Consider the following 20220-nt stretch of genomic DNA (forward strand, 5'->3'; position numbering starts at 1 on the left):
GCCCATCGGCTATGCGGAGGCGGAGATCCCCGTGTATCTCCTCATCGACCGCGACAACCACTCTCTCACGGTCTTCAGCGAGCCGAAGGACGGCCGCTACCAGCAGATCTCCCCCCACCCCTGGGGCGCCACCGTCGAGCTCCCCGCCCCCGTGAACATCACCCTGGACACCGAGAAACTCAAGGACTACGGCGACTGACGACAATAGGAGCCATGAACCACGCCCAGCTCACCGCGCTAGGCCGTGCCCTCCGTCTCCTCGGCGAGCACGGGGAGGCACTCACCTCCGACACCCCGGACGCCAAACTGCACGAGGTCAAGGCGGATCTGAAGCGCGCCCTGGACCTGCTGGAGGAAAGCGTCTCGAACGCGGCGCCCAGCACACGCTGCCCCGAGCATCCGAACGGCCCGGTCGACGAGGCCGCCCCCGACCTGTGCCTGCTGTGCGAGACCCGGCGCCGGGCCGCCCGCCGCGCGGAGTTCAACGGCCCCGCCCCGCATCACCGGCCCACCGAGCCGGTCCAGTCCCGCTACGGCGTCAGCGGCGACCGCCCGCAGCCCCAGCAGCGCTGGCTGCCGGAGCTGTGGAACGGCCAGACCTGGCAGCTGTGCGGCACCCCGCGCCGGGACCGCCGCGAGGCCGAACTGTACATCGCCGCCCAGCGCAAGGCTCCCCGGGCGGCCATGGCGTACCGGCTGGTGCACGAGTTCACCGACTACGAGGTGCTGCGCGTGTGGGGCACGCCGGTCAGGGTCGACATCGAGCCGATGGGCAACCTGTAGCTCACAGGAGGGGCAGGGCGGAGAAGTCGTAGCCCTCCCACAGCCGCCGCGACGCCTCCTCCGGGTACGCCCTCGCCTCAGGCTTCGCGTCCAGCACCTGCACGAGCCGCCGCTCGCCGTCGTACACCGGCCAGCCCGGGTCCCCCGTCCTCGCGAACGCCGTCCAGGACTGACGGAAACGGGACGACAGCGCCTCGGCCTCGGCGGACGGCTGCGTGCCCCCGAACAGCAGAAGGCCCAGGTCCGCCCCGAACGTGCCGAAGAGCAGGGGGATGTCCAGGCCGTGGCAGGCGCCCAGCGCGCCGCCGTTGCCCGGGGCCGGCCAGGTCAGTTCGTAGACGTGCGCGCGGCCACCGCCCGCGCGCTGCGCCTCGGCCAGGTGCAGGGAGGGCATGTTGAACAGCCAGTCCGTCTGGACGCGTTCGTAGAGTTCGCCGGGCAAGGCGTCGGGGAAGGCCGTGCGGTAGGCCTGTTCGCCGTCGGGGCCGGGGGCGAAGAGGCGGAGGGCCGCTGTCGCCCTCTCCTCGGAGATCTGGCCGAGTCGGCCCGCCATGGCGACGAAGAGGCGGTACTCGTCGCGGTTGTGGCCGACGAGCAGGTCGATGTCCTTGGCCGCACCGGCCGCCAGGGCCTGCCAGGGCGTGACCGGCAGGACCTCGCCGTCGACGACCGGCGAGAAGGGCGTCACCGTCGGCGCCGCCTGGCCCCAGCGGTCGACGTACTGGAGCATCTTGCCGCTCAGCGACTCACCCGCCGAGGTCAGTTCGCGCGGGGCGATGGCCGCCAGGTCGGCGACCGTGGGGCGCAGCCCCATCTCGGCGGCGAGAGCGGCACCGATGTCACGGGCCAGGGCGTCCGAGAAGAACGTGCCCGGCACGCTCTGCGCGATCACCCGCCGGAACAGGCCAGCCGCCCTCGGCATGGCCAGCAGTGAGGCGGCCGAACCCGCGCCCGCCGACTCGCCGAAGACCGTGACCTGGCCGGGGTCGCCGCCGAACGCCTCGATGTTGTCCCGGACCCATTCGAGGGCGGCCAGCTGGTCGAGCAGGCCGCGGTTGGCGGGCGCCCCCTCGATGTGGGCGAAGCCCTCCATGCCGACGCGGTAGTTGAGGGACACGACCACGAGATCACCGTCGGCCGCGATGCGCCGGGCGTCGTAGCCGGGGCTGCCGGAGTGGCCGAGCTTGTAGGCGCCGCCGTAGATCCACACCATCACCGGACGGCGGGCGCCCGGGTCCGGTTCGGGGGTCCAGACGTTGACCGTGAGCCACTCGTCGCCCTCGGGCACGTCGAGCAGTCCCGGACCGCCGAGGATGCCGAGGTCCTGCGGGGGCGGCGGGCCGAAGGCGTACGCGTCCCGTATGCCGTCCCAGGCGTGGGCGGGGCGCGGTGCCATGAAGCGGGCCTCGCCCACGGGGGGTGCGGCGAAGGGGATGCCGCGGAAGACGGCGAGGCCCTCCTCCCTGCGGCCGCGTACGGCTCCGGCGGCGGTGCTCACCACCGGTGCGGGCTGCCCGGCTGAGGCGCCGGTCGGGGGGTGGGACTCGGTCGTCGTCATCTCTGGGTCTCCTCACGGGGTGGCCGATGAACAGGCGCTCGGTCAGTGTCCTTGACTGACGCAAGCGAATCCAGGGCACCCCGGGTGCGGATCCCGCGGGGTCAGCTGAGCGTCTTCAGCGCCGCCGCGTCGTAAGGCGCCAGCTCCTCGAAGCGGCCGGACAGGACCTTCCGCGCCCACTGCGGGTCCTGGAGCAGGGCGCGGCCGACGGCGACCATGTCGAACTCGTCGCGCTCGAAGCGGTCCAGGAGGTTGTCGAGGTCGCCGAGCTCGGCGCCCTCGCCCTGGAAGGCCTTGATGAAGTCGCCGTTCAGGCCGACCGAGCCGACGGTGATGGCGGGCTTGCCGGTGATCTTCTTGGTCCAGCCGGCGAGGTTGAGGTCGGAGTCGTCGAACTCGGGCAGCCAGTAGCGGCGGGTGGAGGCGTGGAAGGCGTCGACGCCGGCTGCGGCGAGCGGGGTCAGGATGGCCTCCAGTTCCTCGGGCGTCTCGGCGAGGCGGGCGTCGTAGGCGTCCTGCTTCCACTGCGAGTAGCGGAAGATGACGGGGAAGTCCGCGGAGACGGTCTCTCGGACGGCCGCGACGATCTCCGCCGAGAACCGGGTGCGGGCGGCCGGGTCGCCGCCGTAGGCGTCGGAGCGGCGGTTGGTGCCCTCCCAGAAGAACTGGTCGAGCAGGTAGCCGTGGGCGCCGTGGATCTCCACGCCGTCGAAGCCGATGCGCTCGGCGGCGGCCGCGGCCTCGGCGAACGCGCCGATGACGGCGTCGATGTCGGCCTGGGTCATGGCCTTGCCGGTGGGCTCGTCGGCGCCGATGCGCAGGCCGGAGGGGCCGACGGCCGGGGCGTCCGCGACCGGGGGCTCGCCCTGGTTGCGGACCATGCCGATGTGCCAGAGCTGCGGCACGATCGTGCCGCCCGCGGCGTGCACCGCCTCGGCGACCTTCGCCCAGCCCGCGAGCTGCTCCTCGCCGTGGAACCGCGGCACGCGGTCGCTCTGCCCGGCCGACTCGTGGCCGACGTAGGTGCCCTCGGTGACGATCAGGCCGACGCCGGCGGCGGCGCGGCGGGAGTAGTACGAGACGACGTCGTCGCCGGGGACGCCGCCCGGGGAGAACATGCGGGTCATCGGCGCCATCGCGATCCGGTTCGGGACGGTCAGGCCGCCCAGCGATATGGGCCGGGACAGGATTTCGGCGGCGCGGGAGGCGGCGGAGGCGTCGACGGTCACGTGGGGGGCTCCTCTTCGGATACCGGACAGTATGTGCATACGCATAGGACGTACTGTCCAACCATCCGGACCCGCCCGCCCCATCCCGTCGGCGCTGTGATCCAGGACACGCCCGAGGGCGGCACCCCCTGTAGGAACAGGAAGTGCCGCCCTCGGCAAGGACGTTGATCGACCGGGTCGATCAGAAGTCCATGTCACCGCCCGGCATGCCGCCGCCGGCGGGCGCGGCGGACTTCTCCGGCTTGTCGGCGATGACGGCCTCGGTGGTGAGGAACAGCGCGGCGATGGAGGCGGCGTTCTGCAGAGCGGAACGGGTCACCTTCGCCGGGTCGATGATGCCCTCGGCGATCATGTCGACATACTCACCGGTCGCGGCGTTCAGGCCGTGGCCGACCTGGAGGTTGCGGACCTTCTCCACGACGACGCCGCCCTCGAGACCACCGTTGACGGCGATCTGCTTCAGCGGGGCCTCCAGGGCGAGCTTCACGGCGTTGGCGCCGGTCGCCTCGTCACCCTCGAGCTCCAGCTTCTCGAACACCTGGGAGGCCTGGAGCAGGGCCACGCCACCACCGGCGACGATGCCCTCCTCGACGGCCGCCTTGGCGTTGCGCACGGCGTCCTCGATGCGGTGCTTGCGCTCCTTGAGCTCCACCTCGGTGGCGGCACCGGCCTTGATGACGGCCACGCCGCCGGCCAGCTTCGCCAGGCGCTCCTGGAGCTTCTCGCGGTCGTAGTCCGAGTCGCTGTTCTCGATCTCGGCGCGGATCTGGTTGACCCGGCCCTGGACCTGGTCGGCGGAGCCGGCACCGTCGACGATGGTGGTCTCGTCCTTGGTGATGACGACCTTGCGGGCCTTGCCCAGGAGGTCGATCGTGGCGTTCTCCAGCTTGAGGCCGACCTCCTCGGAGATCACCTCGCCGCCGGTGAGGATGCCGATGTCCTGGAGCATCGCCTTGCGACGGTCACCGAAGCCCGGGGCCTTGACGGCGACGGACTTGAAGGTGCCGCGGATCTTGTTGACGACCAGGGTCGACAGGGCCTCGCCCTCGACGTCCTCGGCGATGATCAGCAGCGGCTTGCCCGACTGCATGACCTTCTCCAGGAGCGGGAGCAGGTCCTTGACGTTGGAGATCTTGGAGTTCGCGATCAGGATGTACGGGTCGTCGAGGACGGCCTCCATACGCTCCATGTCGGTCGCGAAGTACGCCGAGATGTAGCCCTTGTCGAAGCGCATACCCTCGGTGAGCTCCAGCTCCAGACCGAAGGTCTGGGACTCCTCGACGGTGATGACGCCTTCCTTGCCGACCTTGTCCATGGCCTCGGCGATGAGCTCGCCGATCTGGGTGTCGGCGGCGGAGATGGAGGCCGTGGAGGCGATCTGCTCCTTGGTCTCGACGTCCTTCGCCTGCTCCAGCAGGGCGGCGGAGACGGCCTCGACGGCGCGCTCGATACCGCGCTTGAGCGCCATCGGGTTGGCGCCGGCGGCTACGTTGCGCAGGCCTTCCTTGACCAGGGCCTGGGCGAGAACGGTCGCGGTGGTCGTACCGTCACCGGCGACGTCGTCCGTCTTCTTGGCGACTTCCTTGACCAGCTCGGCGCCGATCTTCTCGTACGGGTCCTCGAGTTCGATCTCCTTGGCGATGGAGACACCATCGTTGGTGATCGTGGGGGCGCCCCACTTCTTCTCGAGGACGACGTTGCGGCCCTTGGGGCCGAGCGTCACCTTGACGGCGTCCGCGAGCTGGTTCATGCCGCGCTCGAGGCCGCGCCGCGCCTCCTCGTCGAACGCGATGATCTTGGCCATGTGAAGTGGTCCCTCCAGGACTGGGGGTGATTACTTCGGACCGCGCCCGCGCCCGCGACGGACGGCTCGCTGACCCCGTGGTTCCTTCCCACCTGGCCTGCGGGCCTCACCGACCCGGTCCTTACGTTGTCACTCTCACCTTCAGAGTGCTAACGCAATGATTAGCACTCGGGCATGGCGAGTGCAAGCGGCTCCCACGGTTCGGGCGGGGCGCTCAGCCCCCGGCGAACAGGGCGCGCCGGGCTCGGCCACAGGCCGTCGACAGCGCCACGGCGGACCGGGCGAGCCGGGAAAAGGCCTGGCCTACGGCCCAACGCGGCGGCGAAACCGAAGCGGGCGGGCCGGGAAACGCCTGGACCGACGGCCCACGGCGGCCGTGATGCCCGCGCGAGCCGGTCCGGACGAGAACGCGGGGCAACAACTCACACCCCTGCACCTGGGCGGCGGACTCCGAGGCACCTTCGGGCGCGGCGGGCCTCGGCGGGAGGTCGACCCGAAGAGCGCCCGTCGCCCCGGCTACCCGCCCCGGACAGGCCGAAGGGCCCGCACCCCGGGGGGTGCGGGCCCTTCAGAGAAGACCGGTCGCTTGCGCTGGTCGTGGTGCGCGTTCAGGCAGAGACGCGAACCATGTCGGCCTGCGGTCCCTTCTGGCCCTGCGAGATCTCGAACTCGACCCGCTGGCCCTCCTCCAGGGTGCGGTAGCCGTCCATCTGGATCGCGCTGTAGTGGACGAAAACATCCGCACCACCGTCGACCGCGATGAAGCCGTACCCCTTCTCCGCGTTGAACCACTTGACGGTGCCCTGAGCCATGCCTAACTCCCCTATTACTGGCCCTTGCACAGATCCACACTTCGCGGACCCGGGTCAGACCTCACCCCCCACGGTTGGGGGCGTGCGCCGGAACGCGTCGACCGCGGCTGAATGTATCTGTCCAACTGCCGTCTGCAACAGGTCAATCGGACGAGAATTCTGGACGCGCAGGATCCGGAATGTGGGGAGAATTCGCCCGACTTCAGGGCAAGTCGGGCCACACAAAAGGAACAAAAGCCGCGAAAGACGCACACACTTTGGCTACATCTTGTCGGGCGCGCGGCAGGAATTAAGGGCTTCCGATCAGGAGATCGGCGCTGCGTTCCCCAACTGTACCGCGCTCAATCACACAGAATTGCCCCCTCCGCTTCTCTCACGGAGGGGGCAATTCGATGAGCTCTCAGTAACCGCCGTTACCGAAGGTAATAATCAAGCCGGTCGACCGGTTCAGCCACCCGCGACGGCGGGAATGATCGACACCCCGGCACCGTCCGGCGTCGCCGTCTTCAGGCCCTGCTCGAACCGCACGTCGTCGTCATTGACGTACACGTTGACAAAACGGCGCAGCTTGCCCTGGTCGTCCAGCACCCGGGCGGCGATCCCGGTGTGGTTCTTCTCCAGGTCGGCGATGACCTCGCCGAGGGTCGCCCCCTCGGCGGCGACCTCGGCCTGGCCGCCGGTGTAGGTACGCAGGATGGTGGGGATGCGAACGGTGACGCTCATGACTTCAAAACCTCCGGTGGGATTCAGGCCTCAGGGGCGCGGGGCTGTGTCGATGTGCGGCTCCGCCGCGTGGGCGCGACCAGCCCCCACCGGCCCGCAGCGAACGACGGTCAGACGAGCCCAGCCTCCCGGAAGGAGTCCAGGCTCGGCCGAATGGTCGCAGTGAGCCCGGTCCCGGCCACCGCGTCCAGCGTCTTCAGACCGTCGCCCGTGTTCAGCACCACGGTCGTCAACGACGGGTCGAGCACCCCGTTCTCGATCAGCTTCTTCGCCACGCCCACGGTCACACCACCGGCGGTCTCCGCGAAGATGCCCTCGGTCCGGGCGAGGATCTTGATCGCGTCGACGACCTGCTCGTCGTTCACGTCCTCCACCGCACCGCCCGTACGCCGCGCGATGTCGAGCACGTACGGCCCGTCCGCCGGGTTGCCGATCGCCAGCGACTTGGCGATCGTGTCCGGCTTCTGGGGGCGCACGACGTCGTGGCCGGCCTTGTAGGCCGTCGACACCGGCGAGCAGCCCTCGGCCTGCGCGCCGAAGATCTTGTACGGCTTGTCCTCGACCAGTCCGAGCTTGATCAGCTCCTGAAGACCCTTGTCGATCTTCGTGAGCTGCGAGCCGGAGGCGATCGGCACGACGATCTGGTCGGGCAGCCGCCAGCCGAGCTGCTCGCAGATCTCGTACGCCAGGGTCTTGGAGCCCTCGGCGTAGTACGGCCGCAGGTTGACGTTGACGAAGCCCCAGCCCTCGCCCGCCGGGTCGCCGATCAGCTCGGAGCAGAAGCGGTTCACGTCGTCGTAGTTGCCCTGGATGCCGACGAGCTCGCCGCCGTAGACCGCGGCCATGACGACCTTGCCCTGCTCCAGGTCGTGCGGGATGAACACACAGGAGCGGAAGCCGGCGCGGGCCGCCGCGGCACCCACGGCGCCGGCGAGGTTGCCGGTGGAGGAGCAGGACAGCGTGGTGAAGCCGAAGGCGCGGGCGGCCTCCAGGGCCTGGGCGACGACACGGTCCTTGAAGGAGTGCGTCGGGTTGCCGGAGTCGTCCTTGATGAAGAGCTTGCCGGCGTCGACACCCAGCTCGCGCGCGAGGTTGTCGGCCTTGACGAGCTGGGTCCAGCCCGGGTTGATGTTCGGCTTGGTCGCCACGTCGGCCGGAACCGGCAGCAGCGGGGCGTAGCGCCAGATGTTCGCGGGTCCCGCTTCGATCCGCTTGCGGAGCTCCTCGGTGTCGTAGGCCGAGAAGTCGTAGGCGATCTCCAGCGGGCCGAAACACTCCTCGCACGCGAAGACCGGGCCGAGGGGTACGCGGTGACCGCACTCGCGGCAGCTCAGCGCCGCGGCGGGACCGAGGTCTACGGTGGAGTCAGTGGTGCTTGCAACAGTCTGCACAGCCATGTGAGGCGAGGCCCTTCCTCATCTTCCTCACGACGCATCTCGCCGTGAGACGGATTTGGCACCTTCCCGAGCCGGGACCTCGCGGAGCGGTCGACAGTGACCTACGAGTATCGGCTGGAGGGTTGCCGGGGCTTCATCGGGCCGTATCCCTCTGCCCCTCTGGATGAGCTGTATTCGGTTGTAAACAACGGCTGACCCCGGACATGCGATGGTCATCCGCGTTGTTCAAGACTGTAACCGACGACCAGGACAGTTGAGATAGTCGTCCGAACCGCGAGATGGCTCACAGTCCGTCCCGCCGAGAGTACGCAGAGGAGCCGCCACGGTGCTGGAAGAAGTCGAGCGCTGGCTGAGCACCCGTTCCTGGTCCGCGACCGATCGCCCGCTCCACCAGATCCTCGCCGCCAAGCAGCGCACGGGCCGGACGGTCAGCGTCGTGCTGCCCGCGCTGAACGAGGAGGAGACGGTCGGCGACATCGCCGCCGTCATCCGCCACGACCTGATGCGGCAGGTGCCGCTCGTCGACGAGCTCGTCGTCGTCGACTCGGGGTCGACCGACCGTACGTCGGAGGTGGCCGCCGCCGCGGGCGCGACGGTGGTGCACCGCGACGAGATCCTCCCGCGCGTCCCGGCCGTGCCCGGCAAGGGCGAGGTGCTGTGGCGGTCCCTCCTGGTCACCAGCGGGGACATCGTCTGCTTCATCGACGCGGACCTGAGGGACTTCTCGTCCGACTTCGTCTCCGGGATCGTGGGCCCGCTGCTCACCGACCCGGACATCGACCTGGTGAAGGGCATGTACGACCGTCCGCTCGGCGGCGCGGCCGGGCAGGGCGGCCGGGTCACGGAGCTGATGGCCCGCCCGCTGCTCAACATGCACTGGCCGCAGCTTGCCGGCTTCGTGCAGCCGCTCGGCGGCGAGTACGCGGCCCGCCGCTCGCTGCTGGAGCAGCTGCCGTTCCCTGTCGGGTACGGCGTCGAGCTGGGCATGCTGGTCGACGCCCTGCATCTGGTGGGCCTGGACGCCCTCGCCCAGGTGGACATCGGCGTGCGCAAGCACCGGCACCAGGACGGGCAGGCGCTGGGCCGGATGGCCGCCGCGATCTACCGCACGGCCCAGTTGCGGCTGGCCCGCGGGCATCTGATCCGGCCGTCCCTGACGCAGTTCGAGCGGGGCGGTGACGGCTTCGAGCCGCGCACCTACTCCGTGGACACCGAGGAACGTCCGCCGATGGCGGAGATCGCCGAGTACCAGGCGCGGAGGGCGGCCTGACCGGGGCCGTTTTCGGCCGGGTGGGTCAGGTCCGTACGTTTGAGCGTTTCCGGGCCGGGCTAGGTTGAGGGCTATGGCTTCAACGTACGGTGCTGCACAGGTGCTGGTGGCCTCCAACCGTGGCCCGGTCTCCTACACGGTGGGCGAGGACGGTTCGCTGGACGCCAAGCGGGGCGGCGGCGGGCTGGTCTCGGGGCTGTCCGCGATCGGCTCGGACGCGGACGCGCTGTGGGTGTGCTCGGCGCTGTCCGACGGCGACCGGGAGGCGGTCCGGCGGGGCGTCGGCGAGGACGGCGTGCGGATGCTGGACATCCCGGCCGACGTGCACGCGGACGCCTACAACGGCATCGCGAACTCGGCGCTGTGGTTCGTCCACCACATGCTCTACCAGACGCCGCTGGAGCCGGTCTTCGACGCGGAGTTCCGGCGCCAGTGGACGTCGTACGAGACGTACAACCGGGCGTTCGCCGAGGCGCTGGCCGAGGAGGCGGCGCAGGGCGCGGCGGTGGTGGTGCAGGACTACCACCTGACGCTGGTGCCGGGCATGCTCCGCGAGCTGCGGCCGGACCTCAGGATCGGCCACTTCTCGCACACGCCGTGGGCGCCGCCCGAGTACTTCCGGATGCTGCCGGACGACGTGGCCGGGCAGGTGCTGCGCGGCATGCTGGGCGCGGACCGGCTGGGCTTCCTCACACAGCGCTGGGCGGACGCGTTCACCGCGTGCGCCGAGCAGTTCGCCGGCGGGCTCGGCGGCACGCGGATCGGCGTGCACGGCCTGGGGGCCGACGCGGACTTCCTGCGCAAGCGGTCGCACGAGGCGGACGTCGAGGAGCGGATGGCCGCACTCCGGGAGGAGATCGGCGAGGGCCGCCGCACCATCGTCCGGGTCGACCGCACCGAGCTGTCGAAGAACATCGTGCGCGGCCTGCTGGCCTACCGCCGGCTCCTCGAGACCCACGCCGAGTGGCGCGAGCGCGTGGTGCACGTGGCCTTCGCGTATCCGTCACGGCAGGACCTCGCGGTCTACCGGGACTACACGGCCGAGGTGCGGCGGGTCTCGGAGGAGATCAACGCCGAGTACGGGACGCCGGGGTGGACCCCGGTCGTACTCAACCTCAAGGACGACTTCGCCCGCTCCCTGGCCGCGTACCGGCTGGCCGACGTGGCGCTCGTCAACCCCATCCGGGACGGCATGAACCTCGTCGCCAAGGAGGTCCCGGTCGTCTCCGACGCGGGCTGCGCGCTGGTGCTGTCGCGGGAGGCCGGGGCGTTCGAGGAACTGGGCGAGGACGCGATCGTGGTGAACCCGTACGACGTGACGGGGACGGCGGCGGCCCTGCACGAGGCGCTCTCGATGGGCCCGGAGGAACGCGCCGAACGCAGCAAGCGGCTGTCCGCGGCGGCGACCGCGCTGCCGCCGGCGCAGTGGTTCCTGGACCAGCTCGACGCACTGAGGGGCTGATCGCCGATGACCGGTCCCACGGACTCCGCACTGCCGGCGCCCGCCACGAAAGCCGGCCAGGAAGGTCTGGACGTCCTCCTCGCCCACCCGGGCAAGGCCCTGATCGGCCTCGACTTCGACGGGACGCTCGCGCCGATCGTGGCCGACCCCGAGCAGGCCCGGGCTCACCCGGAAGCCGTACCCGCGCTGGCCGCGCTCGCGCCGAAGGTGGCCGCCGTGGCGGTGATCACCGGGCGGCCGGCCGAGGTCGCGGTGCGCAACGGCGGCTTCGCGGACGTCCCGGGCCTGGAGCACCTCGTGGTCCTCGGTCACTACGGCGCCGAGCGCTGGGACGCCCGGACCGGCGAGGTCAGCGCCCCCGAGCCGCATCCCGGCGTCGCCGCGGTCCGCACCGAGCTGCCCGAGCTCCTCGACCGGTTCGGCGCGTCGCAGGGGACCTGGATCGAGGACAAGGGCCGGGCGGTGGCCGTGCACACCCGCCGGGCCGCCGACCCGCAGGCCGCGCTGGACTCCCTGCGCGAACCGCTCGCGGGCCTGGCCGGCCGCCACGGCCTCATCGTGGAACCCGGCCGCCTGGTCCTCGAACTCCGCCCGCCCGGCATGGACAAGGGCGCCGCCCTCACCGGATTCGCCCGGGAGATCGGCGCCGGATCCGTCCTCTTCGCGGGCGACGACCTGGGCGACCTGCCCGCCTACTCGGCCGTCGACAAGCTCCGCTCGGACGGCACCCCGGGCCTGCTGGTGTGCAGCGGCAGCGACGAGGTGACCGAGCTGAGGGAACGGGCGGACGTGGTGGTGGACGGCCCGGAGGGTGTCGTACGCCTGCTGCGCGCACTGGCGGACCGGCTCGGCTGAGGTCCCTAGGCCAAGGCCTAGCGCTCCGCCCGGCGCGTCTCCCGTATCCGCCTCAGCCGGTTCACCGTCACCGGGTCGTGGGCCAGGGCCCGGGGATCGTCCAGCAGCGCGTTGAGGAGCTGGTAGTAGCGCACGGGGGCGAGGCCCAGCTCCTCCCGTACGGCCCGTTCCTTCGCGCCGGGCCCGGAGAAACCGCGGCGTTCGAGCGCGAGGATGTCCCGCTCCCTGCGCCCGAGCCGCTCGTCACCCGTGTCCTCGTCCATGCCAGGCACCGTAACGCCCGCCACCGACAGCGGGACTACTCCGCGCTCTCCGCCCGGGTCGCCGCCGCCTGGAGGTGGCCCAGGACGCCCGAGGGGCTGCCGGTGGGGGCGACGGCCTTGCCGATCTGCTTCTTGACCTGGGCGCTGACGTCGGCCCAGGAGGTCTTGCCGACCGGGTAGAGCTCGGAGGCCACCAGCTCCTCCAGGAACGGCTTGAGGTGCCGGTCCCGGCCGGAGGCGGCCATGGTCGCGGACGCGGAGCTGGTGACCGGCAGCAGGTCGTACTCGCGGGAGAAGGCCAGCACGTTCTTCTCGCTGTAGACGAAGTCGAGGAAGTCGCCGACCTGGTCGCGGTGGCCGTTCTTCCGGAAGGCCGTCATCCAGTCGGCGACGCCGAGCGTGGACTTGCTCGGGCCCTCCTTGCCCGGCGTCGGCACCATGCCGTACTCGACGCCCCGCTTGGCGGCGATCTTCATGAGGGACGGGTGGCCGTTGAGCATGCCGACCTCGCCCTCGGCGAAGGCGGAGAACGCGGCGGCCCGGTTCAGCTCGCCGGGCGCGACCGGCCCGGTCAGGTCCTTGGCGACCAGTTCGTTCTTCAGCCAGGTGAAGGTGTCGATGTTCTCCGGGGAGTCGATGCCGTAGCTTCCGACGGTGTCGGCGTAGCCGCCCCCGCCGCTGAGCATCCACTGCATCGTCTCGGCCTGGGCCTCCTCCGGGCCGAGGGGCAGGGCGTAGGGATACTTCACGCCTTCGTCCTTGAGCGCCTCGGCGTCGTCGGCCAGGTCGTCCCAGGTCTTGGGCGGGGTGATGCCGGCCTTGGCGAAGAGGGACTTGTTGTAGAAGAGCACGCGCGTGGAGGAGGCGAACGGCATGCCGTACTGCACGCCCTTGACCTGTCCCGCGGAGGCCAGCTGCCCGACGAAGTCGGCCTGCACGGGTATGGAGAGCAGGTCGTCGGCCTTGTAGAGCTGGTTCTGCGCCGCGTAGTCGGCGTACGCGCCGATCTGCGCCATGTCCGGCGGGTCACCGGCGGCGACCATCTCCCTGACCTTGCGGTCGACGTCGTTCCAGGAGTAGACGCTGACGTCGATCTTCACCCCGGGGTTGTCGGCCTCGTACTCCTCCACCAGCTTGTCCCAGTACTTCTTGGAGCTGTTGGCCGCACTGTCGCCGTAGTCGGCGGCAACCAGCTTCAGGGTCACGTCGGCGGAGCCGCCCGTCACGCCACAGCCGCCGATGACCGCCGTCATGCCCAGTGCGGACACCACCGCGATCGTTCCTGCCATCCGCCGCCGCTGCACCGCTGTTCTTCCCCAACCCTGGCGTGAACCGCCAACGAAAGCTTTCGATAATCGGAATAAGGTCTACACCACGTGAGTGGACTAGACCTCTCGCGGGTCCCCGGGTCACACTGTCCCCGTGAGACATGTCATCGCCCTCGACGTGGGCGGCACCGGAATGAAGGCCGCCCTGGCCGGACCGGAGGGCGAGCTGCTGCACCGGGCCCGCCGCCCCACCGGACGCGAGCACGGACCGGACGCCGTGGTCGCGGGCATCCTCGACTTCGCCGCCGAGCTGCGCGCGTACGGCGCCGAGCACTTCGGCACGCCCGCGGCCGCCGCCGGCGTGGCCGTCCCCGGCATCGTCGACGAGGCGCGGGGCGTCGCCGCCTACGCCGCGAACCTCGGCTGGCGCGACGTCCCCCTGCGCGACCTGCTGGCGGAGCGGCTGGGCGTCCCGGTCGCCCTCGGCCACGACGTGCGCACCGGCGGCCTCGCCGAGGGCCGGGTCGGCGCGGGCCGGGGCGCCGACCGCTTCCTGTTCGTGGCACTGGGCACCGGCATCGCGGGCGCCATCGGCACCGACGGCCGGGTCGAGGCGGGCGCGCACGGCTTCGCGGGCGAGATCGGCCACATCGTCGTACGCCCGGGCGGAGCCGAGTGCCCCTGCGGGCAGCGCGGCTGCCTGGAGCGCTTCGCCTCGGCGGCGGCCGTGAGCGAGGCCTGGGCGACGGCCTCCGGCGACCCGGGCGCGGACGCGGCGGACTGCGCGAAGGCGGTGGACTCCGGCGACCCGAAGGCGCGGGCGGTCTGGCAGGAGGCGGTCGACGCCCTGGCCGACGGCCTGGTCACGGCCCTGACTCTGCTGGATCCGCGCACCCTGATCATCGGCGGCGGGCTGGCGGAGGCGGGGGAGACGTTGTTCACGCCGCTACGGGAAGCCATCCGTCGCCGCATCACCTTCCAGAAACAGCCGTCGATCGTCCCCGCGGCGCTGGGGGACAGCGCCGGTTGTCTGGGGGCGGGCCTGCTGGCCTGGGATCTTCTGCTGCCGACCGACCGTTCGGAGGTAACCACCTGATGGCAACGCCCCCAGGGGCGCGGGGAACTGCGCGACCAGCCACAAACCACCCGCACCCCGCAACGGCCGGACACCCCACGGTCCTCACCGGCGCAACCGTCGTCCTCCCCACAGGAACCGTCGAAAACGGCCAGGTGACCATCGACGGCACCCGCATCACAGGAGTGGCCCCCGAAAGCGCCCAGGTCATCGACGTAACCGGCCACTACGTACTCCCCGGCTTCGTCGACATCCACAACCACGGCGGCGGCGGAGCCTCCTTCACCTCCGGGTCGGTCGAGGACGTCCTCAAGGGCATCCACACCCACCGCCTGCACGGCACGACCACCCTGGTCGCCTCGACCGTCACCGGCGACATGGACTTCCTCACCGAGCGCGCGGGCCTGCTGAGCGAGCTGGCCGAGCAGGGCGAGATCGCCGGAATCCACTTCGAGGGACCGTTCATCTCCCCCTGCCGCAAGGGCGCGCACTCCGAGGAACTGCTGCGCGACCCGGATCCGGCGGAGGTCCGCAAGCTGATCGACGCGGCCCGGGGCAGGGCGAAGATGGTCACGCTGGCCACCGAGCTGCCCGGCGGCATCGACTCCGTTCGCCTGCTGGCCGAACACGGCGTGATCGCGGCGATCGGCCACACCGACGCGACGTACGAGCAGACGGTCGAGGCGATCGACGCGGGCGCGACGGTCGCCACCCACCTGTTCAACGCGATGCCGCAGCTCGGCCACCGCTCCCCCGGCCCGATCGCCGCGCTCCTGGAGGACGACCGGATCACCATCGAGCTGATCGACGACGGCACGCATCTGCACCCCGCCGCACTCCAGCTGGCGTTCCACCGCGCGGGCGCGGACCGGGTGGCGTTCATCACGGACGCGATGGACGCGGCCGGTTTCGGCGACGGACGCTACTGGCTCGGCCCGCTGGAAGTGGAGGTCGCGGACGGCGTGGCCCGCCTGCTGACGGACGGCACGATCGCCGGCTCCACCCTCACCCTGGACCGCGCCTTCAAGCGGGCGGTCACGGTCGACGGCCTGTCCGTCGAGGACGCGGTGCAGGCGCTCTCGGCGACCCCCGCCCGCCTGCTCGGCATGACCGACACGATCGGCTCACTGGAGCCCGGGAAGTACGCCGACCTGCTGCTGATGGACTCCGCATACGACCTCAAGGGCGTGATGCGCCGGGGTGAATGGGTGGTCGGTCCCCAACTGGGCTGATCCATCCCCCAGTCGGGAGACGGTGGCCGACTCCAGGACTGGGCCGACCGCCGTCTCTTTGGCATGATCAGGGAACGTTCACGGAATAAGCGCGTCCGGGGGGAGGTCGGCCCAGGTGATCCTCACGGTCACGCTGAACACCGCTCTCGACATCACGTACCGCGTACGGTCCCTCAGGCCGCACGCCTCCCACCGCGTCTCCGAGGTGACGGAACGCCCCGGCGGCAAGGGCGTCAACGTGGCCCGGGTCCTGGCCGCCCTCGGGCACGAGGCGACGGTGACCGGTTTCACGGGCGGGGCGATGGGACAGGTCGTGCAGGAGCTGCTCGCGGCGGTGCCGGGCGTGGCGGACGCGCTGGTCCCGGTCTCGGGCTCGACCCGCCGCACGATCGCCGTGGTCGACGAGCAGACCGGCGACACGACGCAGCTCAACGAACCGGGCCCGATGGTCACACCCACCGAGTGGTCGGCCTTCCAAGAGGCCTACGAGGACCTGCTCCCGTCCGCCTCGGCAGTGGCCCTGTGCGGCAGCCTGCCCCCCGGCGTGCCGGTCGGTGCGTACGCCGGCCTGGTCCGTACCGCCCGTACCGCCGGAGTCCCGGTCCTCCTGGACACGAGCGGCGAAGCCCTGCGCCGGGGCGTAGCGGCCCGCCCGGACATCATCAAGCCGAACGCCGACGAACTGGCGGAACTCACCGGTTCCCACGAGCCCCTGCGCGCCACACAGGACGCCCGCCGCCGGGGCGCGGGCGCGGTGGTGGCGTCCCTGGGCCCCGAGGGCCTCCTCGCCGCCACCCGAGAGGGCCGCTGGCGAGCCACCCCACCGACCTCCGCCCGAGGCAACCCGACGGGCGCGGGCGACTCGGCGGTCGCGGGCCTGCTGTCGGGCCTGGTCGAAAACCTCACGTGGCCGGATCGTCTGATCCGGGCGGTGGCGCTGTCGGCAGCGACGGTCCTGGCACCCGTGGCGGGCGAGTTCGACCGGGCGACGTACGAGGAGCTGCTGGGGCGGGTGACGGTGACCGGCGAGGCGTCGGCGGCCTGACGAACACCCGCTCGAAATCGCTTAGTTATACCGCCCTTGTCGCCTAGGATCACAAGCGACCAAGATCGACCTTTTGTTGGGGGAACTACCGTTGAACAAGATCGCAAGGCTTGCCATGGCCGGCATTGCCTCCGTGGGTCTCGTCGCCACCATGAACTCGGCGGCCACGGCCGCTCCGGCAGCCGCCTCGGTCGTCACGGGCCCGGCGGTCGCGCAGGACTGGGGCGGTGGCTGGAGTGACGTCAGGGACGTCACCATCCGCGAGAAGCCCAGCACCACGTCCCGGAAGGTCGGCACCCTCAAGAAGGGGAAGATCGTGAAGTGCTGGGTCGCCGGGTGCAGCGCGGTGGACGGCGGCAACTACAAGTGCACCAGCAGCTCGCCCACCGAGAACCGCTGGCACGAGGTGAACTGGGGTGGCAAGAAGAGGTACGCGGCGACGCGTTGCCTGGAGTGGGGCCGGGTCGCGTGACCTGAGCCCGTCGCGCCAGAACGACGGCGGCCGTCCTCCCGCGTCGTGCGGGAGGACGGCCGCCGTGGTGAAGCGCCGATCGTGTCAGCCCTTGGGCGGGGCCAGGGAGAACTGGTCGAGCACCGCATCGCACTTGTTGCCCTCGTTGCAGGCGAGCTCGATGGTGTTGGTGCCCTTGGTCAGGTTAACGATGGCCCAGGTGCTCTTCCAGCCCTGCTCCCAGTTGCCCTTGGGGGTGTTCCCGAAGTTGCCCATGTCCAGGGGCTGGGTGTTGGCCTTGCCGTTGACCACCACAGTCGCGTCGGCGTCGGTGCCGGGGACGCCGTAGTAAACGTTGAGCCGGTAGCTGCCAGCCTTCTCGATACCGTCGACCGTCCAGGTCACCTTGGCACCGACCTGGTTGAAGCCCGTCACATAGACCCCGCCGTCGGCCTTCGCGCCCTTGAAGTCGGACGCCGTCGTCATGCCGGGGCTGAGCCGCAGGGCCTTCGCGTCGGTCTCCGGGAGATCCTGCTTGGCCGCTCCGGCCTTGCTGGTCGAAGGGCTCGGCTTCGACTCCTGGGACTGGGTCGGGGCCGTGCCCGCCTCGTTGCCGGTGTCGTCCTTGTCCTTGTCGCCGCCCAGCATGGCCACGCTGATGCCGATGACGACCGCGGCGACCACGGCTATCGCGCCGATCAGGAGGCCCTTGGTGTTCGGGCCACGGCCGCCCCGGCCACCGCCGCCGCCCTGCATCTGCTGCTGGGTGGTGGGGGCACCGCCGGGCAGCGTCTCCGGTGCCGCGTAGTGCGCGTTCGGCTGGTTGTAGCCGCCCTGCTGCTGCGGGACCTGCCCGTAGGGCGCCGTCTGCGCGTGCTGCGGCTGCTGGCCGTACTGGCGTGTGCCGACCGCCCGCACCCGGTTGACCGAGTTCGGGTAGCCGTAGCCCCCGGACGGCGGCTGGGCCCCGTTGGCCTGCCCGTCGGCGTAGAGATAACCGAACGGGTCGTCGTCCTCGGGCGTGCTCGCGCCGTTGTTGCCGGGCGTCATCCCTTGGTCTCCTCAGTCAGGTGCGGTGCATGCGGTACGGGTCGTGAGAGAGCGAGCCTACCCGCTCCCAGTGACCCAAACGGGTGACTCAGACCGCATCCACTCGCTGACCTGGGGCTCAGCCCGCGCGTCTGTGTTGTTTGGGACGAGATCGTTTCTCGACGTACATCCGCTCGTCAGCGGATTTCAACACTTCGTCCGCCGTCATTCCACAGTGTGCCCATCCGATGCCGAAGCTGGCGCCGACCCGGACGGCCCGCCCCTCGGCGCGGATGGGCTGGATGATCTCGTTCCGCAGACGGACCGCGAGGTCCTGCGCGTCGGCGCGGCCGAGCCCGTCGGCGAGGATGACGAATTCGTCACCACCGAGCCGGGCGACGGTGTCGCCGTCGCGGACGCCGTTGCTCAGCCGGCGGGCGACCTCGATGAGAACCGCGTCACCCGCGTTGTGCCCGAACCGGTCGTTGATCGACTTGAAGCCGTCGAGGTCACAGAAGAGGACGGCGAGGCCCTTGGTGCCGTCGTCGTGGTCGCCGTCCGGGGCGACGGTGTGCACATGGTGGTCGTAGGCGTCGAACGGCTCGGTGCTCGGCCCGAAGTCGAACGCGTGGCCGATCGCGTCGAAGGCGGGGTGGCCGTAGGCCGCGTCGTGGGACTCGACGACGCCGGGGTGCGGGGCCGCCGCGCGCTGGCACAGCCGGGCGGACAGGCGGGAGCGCAGCTCGGCGGAGTTCGGCAGGCCCGTGAGCGAGTCGTGGGAGGCGCGGTGGGCGAGCTGGAGCTCGCGGCGCTTGCGCTCCTCGATGTCCTCGACGTGGGTGAGGAGGAAGCGCGGGCCGTCGGCGGCGTCCGCGACCACGCTGTTGCGCAGGCTGACCCAGACGTAGGTGCCGTCCCGGCGGCCGAGGCGGAGCTCGGCGCGGCCGCCCTCGGCGGACGTGCGCAGGAGCGTGCCTATGTCCTCGGGGTGAACCAGGTCGGAGAACGAGTAGCGGCGCATCGCGGACGCGGGCCGGCCGAGCAGCCGGCACAGGGCGTCGTTCGTGCGCAGGATCCGGCCGTGCTGGTCGCCGCCCATCTCGGCGATGGCCATGCCGGACGGGGCGTACTCGAAGGCCTGCCTGAAGCTTTCCTCACTGGCCCGCAGCGCCTGCTGCTCGCGTTCCAGCCGGACGAGCGCCCGCTGCATGTTGGCGCGCAGCCGGGCGTTGCTGATCGCGATGGCGGCCTGGAAGGCGTACATCTGGAGCGCCTCGCGGCCCCAGGCACCGGGGCGGCGGCCGTTGCGCGGCCGGTCCACGGACAGCACGCCGATCAGCTCGCCGCAGGCCGCGTTGCCCTGCGGGCCGGGCGCGTACATCGGCGCGAAGAGCCGGTCGGCCGGGTGCCACTCGTCCTCGAAGCGGGGGGCGGGGCCGTCGGTGTACCACTGCGGGACGTCGTCGTCGTCGAGGACCCAGCCCTCGGTGTGCGGTATGAACACCAGGTCGCCCCAGTGCTCGCCCATGCCGAGGCGGCGCTCCCAGGACTCGCGGGAGCCGACACGGCCGGTGATGAGGGCCTCGGCGGCCGGGTTCCCGGCGAAGGCGGCGACGACGAGATCGCCGTCGGGCCGTACGAGGTTCACGCACGCCAGCTCGTACCCGAGGGCGGCGACCACGCCCTCCGCGACGGTCTGCAGGGTGTCCGCCAGGCTGCGGGCCGTGTTCATGTCGGCCATGACCTGGTGCAGTTGTCGCAGGGACGCAAGGCGGACGTAGGGCTCCGACTCGGTCTCCATGCTCGCCCTCCCCCCGAGACCTCGCAGCGAATCAAGGGTTCTCATCGGCGTATCGTCCTGGCAGCTTCCCAGCCACTGAATCACAGCGCGCTGCCCACTCGGTACACAGGGTCAACAATTCCTGCCCCTTGTGACTCAAGTCACAGGCAAACCTGAACAATTG

At 70.9% G+C, this 20220-nt stretch carries 19 protein-coding genes and 1 riboswitch; of the genes, 9 read left to right on the top strand and 10 right to left on the bottom strand.

Annotated elements, in window-relative coordinates:
• Nucleotides 1-31 precede the first annotated feature (31 nt).
• Both CP976_RS43765 and CP976_RS19960 read left to right on the top strand, forming a co-directional pair.
• On the top strand, nucleotides 32-199 hold the full coding sequence (locus CP976_RS43765) for a hypothetical protein (RefSeq protein WP_229875784.1): 168 nt from the start codon (nucleotides 32-34) through the stop codon (nucleotides 197-199).
• A 14-nt stretch (nucleotides 200-213) separates the two neighbouring features.
• Nucleotides 214-783: a hypothetical protein gene (locus tag CP976_RS19960; RefSeq protein ID WP_150485419.1), complete on the top strand. Its 570-nt coding sequence runs from the start codon at nucleotides 214-216 to the stop codon at nucleotides 781-783.
• A 1-nt stretch (nucleotide 784) separates the two neighbouring features.
• On the opposite strand, the gene CP976_RS19965 is transcribed toward CP976_RS19960, so the two are convergent.
• The 6 genes from CP976_RS19965 to thrC form a co-directional block, all read right to left on the bottom strand.
• The gene (locus tag CP976_RS19965) at nucleotides 785-2341 is read right to left on the bottom strand and encodes a carboxylesterase/lipase family protein (protein ID WP_150481615.1); all 1557 of its coding nucleotides are present in this window, start codon (nucleotides 2339-2341) and stop codon (nucleotides 785-787) included.
• A 101-nt stretch (nucleotides 2342-2442) separates the two neighbouring features.
• Nucleotides 2443-3570 carry an NADH:flavin oxidoreductase gene (locus CP976_RS19970; RefSeq protein ID WP_150481616.1) on the bottom strand — a complete coding sequence of 376 codons (1128 nt, stop codon included), beginning with the start codon at nucleotides 3568-3570 and terminating at the stop codon, nucleotides 2443-2445.
• Between the two features lie 181 nt (nucleotides 3571-3751).
• Nucleotides 3752-5374: a chaperonin GroEL gene (gene groL / locus CP976_RS19975; RefSeq protein WP_086851161.1), complete on the bottom strand. Its 1623-nt coding sequence runs from the start codon at nucleotides 5372-5374 to the stop codon at nucleotides 3752-3754.
• A 608-nt stretch (nucleotides 5375-5982) separates the two neighbouring features.
• The gene (locus tag CP976_RS19980) at nucleotides 5983-6186 is read right to left on the bottom strand and encodes a cold-shock protein (RefSeq protein WP_010035953.1); all 204 of its coding nucleotides are present in this window, start codon (nucleotides 6184-6186) and stop codon (nucleotides 5983-5985) included.
• A 447-nt stretch (nucleotides 6187-6633) separates the two neighbouring features.
• Nucleotides 6634-6909 (bottom strand): MoaD/ThiS family protein, encoded by a 276-nt coding sequence (locus CP976_RS19985; protein WP_150481617.1) that lies wholly within the window; start codon nucleotides 6907-6909, stop codon nucleotides 6634-6636.
• Between the two features lie 110 nt (nucleotides 6910-7019).
• Nucleotides 7020-8306 carry a threonine synthase gene (gene thrC / locus CP976_RS19990; protein WP_150481618.1) on the bottom strand — a complete coding sequence of 429 codons (1287 nt, stop codon included), beginning with the start codon at nucleotides 8304-8306 and terminating at the stop codon, nucleotides 7020-7022.
• Between the two features lie 15 nt (nucleotides 8307-8321).
• Nucleotides 8322-8476, bottom strand: a riboswitch (SAM riboswitch).
• A 155-nt stretch (nucleotides 8477-8631) separates the two neighbouring features.
• On the opposite strand from thrC, the gene CP976_RS19995 reads away from it, so the two are divergent.
• The 3 genes from CP976_RS19995 to otsB all read left to right on the top strand — a co-directional run bounded on the left by CP976_RS19995 (nucleotide 8632) and on the right by otsB (nucleotide 11893).
• Nucleotides 8632-9576, top strand: a complete 945-nt coding sequence (locus tag CP976_RS19995) for a glucosyl-3-phosphoglycerate synthase (protein WP_150481619.1) — start codon at nucleotides 8632-8634, stop codon at nucleotides 9574-9576.
• 73 nt (nucleotides 9577-9649) lie between these two features.
• On the top strand, nucleotides 9650-11038 hold the full coding sequence (locus CP976_RS20000; protein ID WP_150481620.1) for an alpha,alpha-trehalose-phosphate synthase (UDP-forming): 1389 nt from the start codon (nucleotides 9650-9652) through the stop codon (nucleotides 11036-11038).
• Between the two features lie 6 nt (nucleotides 11039-11044).
• On the top strand, nucleotides 11045-11893 hold the full coding sequence (gene otsB / locus CP976_RS20005; RefSeq protein WP_150481621.1) for a trehalose-phosphatase: 849 nt from the start codon (nucleotides 11045-11047) through the stop codon (nucleotides 11891-11893).
• Nucleotides 11894-11910: 17 nt separating this feature from the next.
• On the opposite strand, the gene CP976_RS20010 is transcribed toward otsB, so the two are convergent.
• Both CP976_RS20010 and CP976_RS20015 read right to left on the bottom strand, forming a co-directional pair.
• Nucleotides 11911-12156: a DUF3263 domain-containing protein gene (locus CP976_RS20010; RefSeq protein WP_150481622.1), complete on the bottom strand. Its 246-nt coding sequence runs from the start codon at nucleotides 12154-12156 to the stop codon at nucleotides 11911-11913.
• Between the two features lie 35 nt (nucleotides 12157-12191).
• Nucleotides 12192-13445 carry an ABC transporter substrate-binding protein gene (locus CP976_RS20015; protein ID WP_150481623.1) on the bottom strand — a complete coding sequence of 418 codons (1254 nt, stop codon included), beginning with the start codon at nucleotides 13443-13445 and terminating at the stop codon, nucleotides 12192-12194.
• A 133-nt stretch (nucleotides 13446-13578) separates the two neighbouring features.
• Here CP976_RS20015 and CP976_RS20020 point away from each other — a divergent pair, with 133 nt between their 5' ends.
• The 4 genes from CP976_RS20020 (at nucleotide 13579) to CP976_RS20035 (ending at nucleotide 17248) form a co-directional block, all read left to right on the top strand.
• A complete protein-coding gene (locus CP976_RS20020; protein WP_150481624.1) occupies nucleotides 13579-14520 on the top strand; it encodes an ROK family protein in 942 nt (313 codons plus the stop codon).
• On the top strand, nucleotides 14520-15731 hold the full coding sequence (gene nagA, locus CP976_RS20025) for an N-acetylglucosamine-6-phosphate deacetylase (RefSeq protein WP_150481625.1): 1212 nt from the start codon (nucleotides 14520-14522) through the stop codon (nucleotides 15729-15731). Before CP976_RS20020 ends, nagA begins: the two co-directional genes overlap by 1 nt.
• Nucleotides 15732-15846: 115 nt before the next feature.
• Nucleotides 15847-16776, top strand: coding sequence for a 1-phosphofructokinase family hexose kinase (locus tag CP976_RS20030; RefSeq protein ID WP_150481626.1), 930 nt, complete (start codon nucleotides 15847-15849; stop codon nucleotides 16774-16776).
• Nucleotides 16777-16867: 91 nt separating this feature from the next.
• Nucleotides 16868-17248 (top strand): hypothetical protein, encoded by a 381-nt coding sequence (locus tag CP976_RS20035; RefSeq protein ID WP_167537374.1) that lies wholly within the window; start codon nucleotides 16868-16870, stop codon nucleotides 17246-17248.
• An 84-nt stretch (nucleotides 17249-17332) separates the two neighbouring features.
• On the opposite strand, the gene CP976_RS20040 is transcribed toward CP976_RS20035, so the two are convergent.
• Both CP976_RS20040 and cdgB read right to left on the bottom strand, forming a co-directional pair.
• Nucleotides 17333-18277: a carbohydrate-binding protein gene (locus CP976_RS20040; RefSeq protein ID WP_150481628.1), complete on the bottom strand. Its 945-nt coding sequence runs from the start codon at nucleotides 18275-18277 to the stop codon at nucleotides 17333-17335.
• Between the two features lie 118 nt (nucleotides 18278-18395).
• The gene (cdgB, locus tag CP976_RS20045; protein WP_150481629.1) at nucleotides 18396-20057 is read right to left on the bottom strand and encodes a diguanylate cyclase CdgB; all 1662 of its coding nucleotides are present in this window, start codon (nucleotides 20055-20057) and stop codon (nucleotides 18396-18398) included.
• Between the last annotated feature and the right edge of the window lie 163 nt (nucleotides 20058-20220).

Origin of the sequence: Streptomyces coeruleorubidus, from assembly GCF_008705135.1 — a bacterium.
In the GTDB taxonomy this organism is placed as follows: domain Bacteria; phylum Actinomycetota; class Actinomycetes; order Streptomycetales; family Streptomycetaceae; genus Streptomyces; species Streptomyces coeruleofuscus.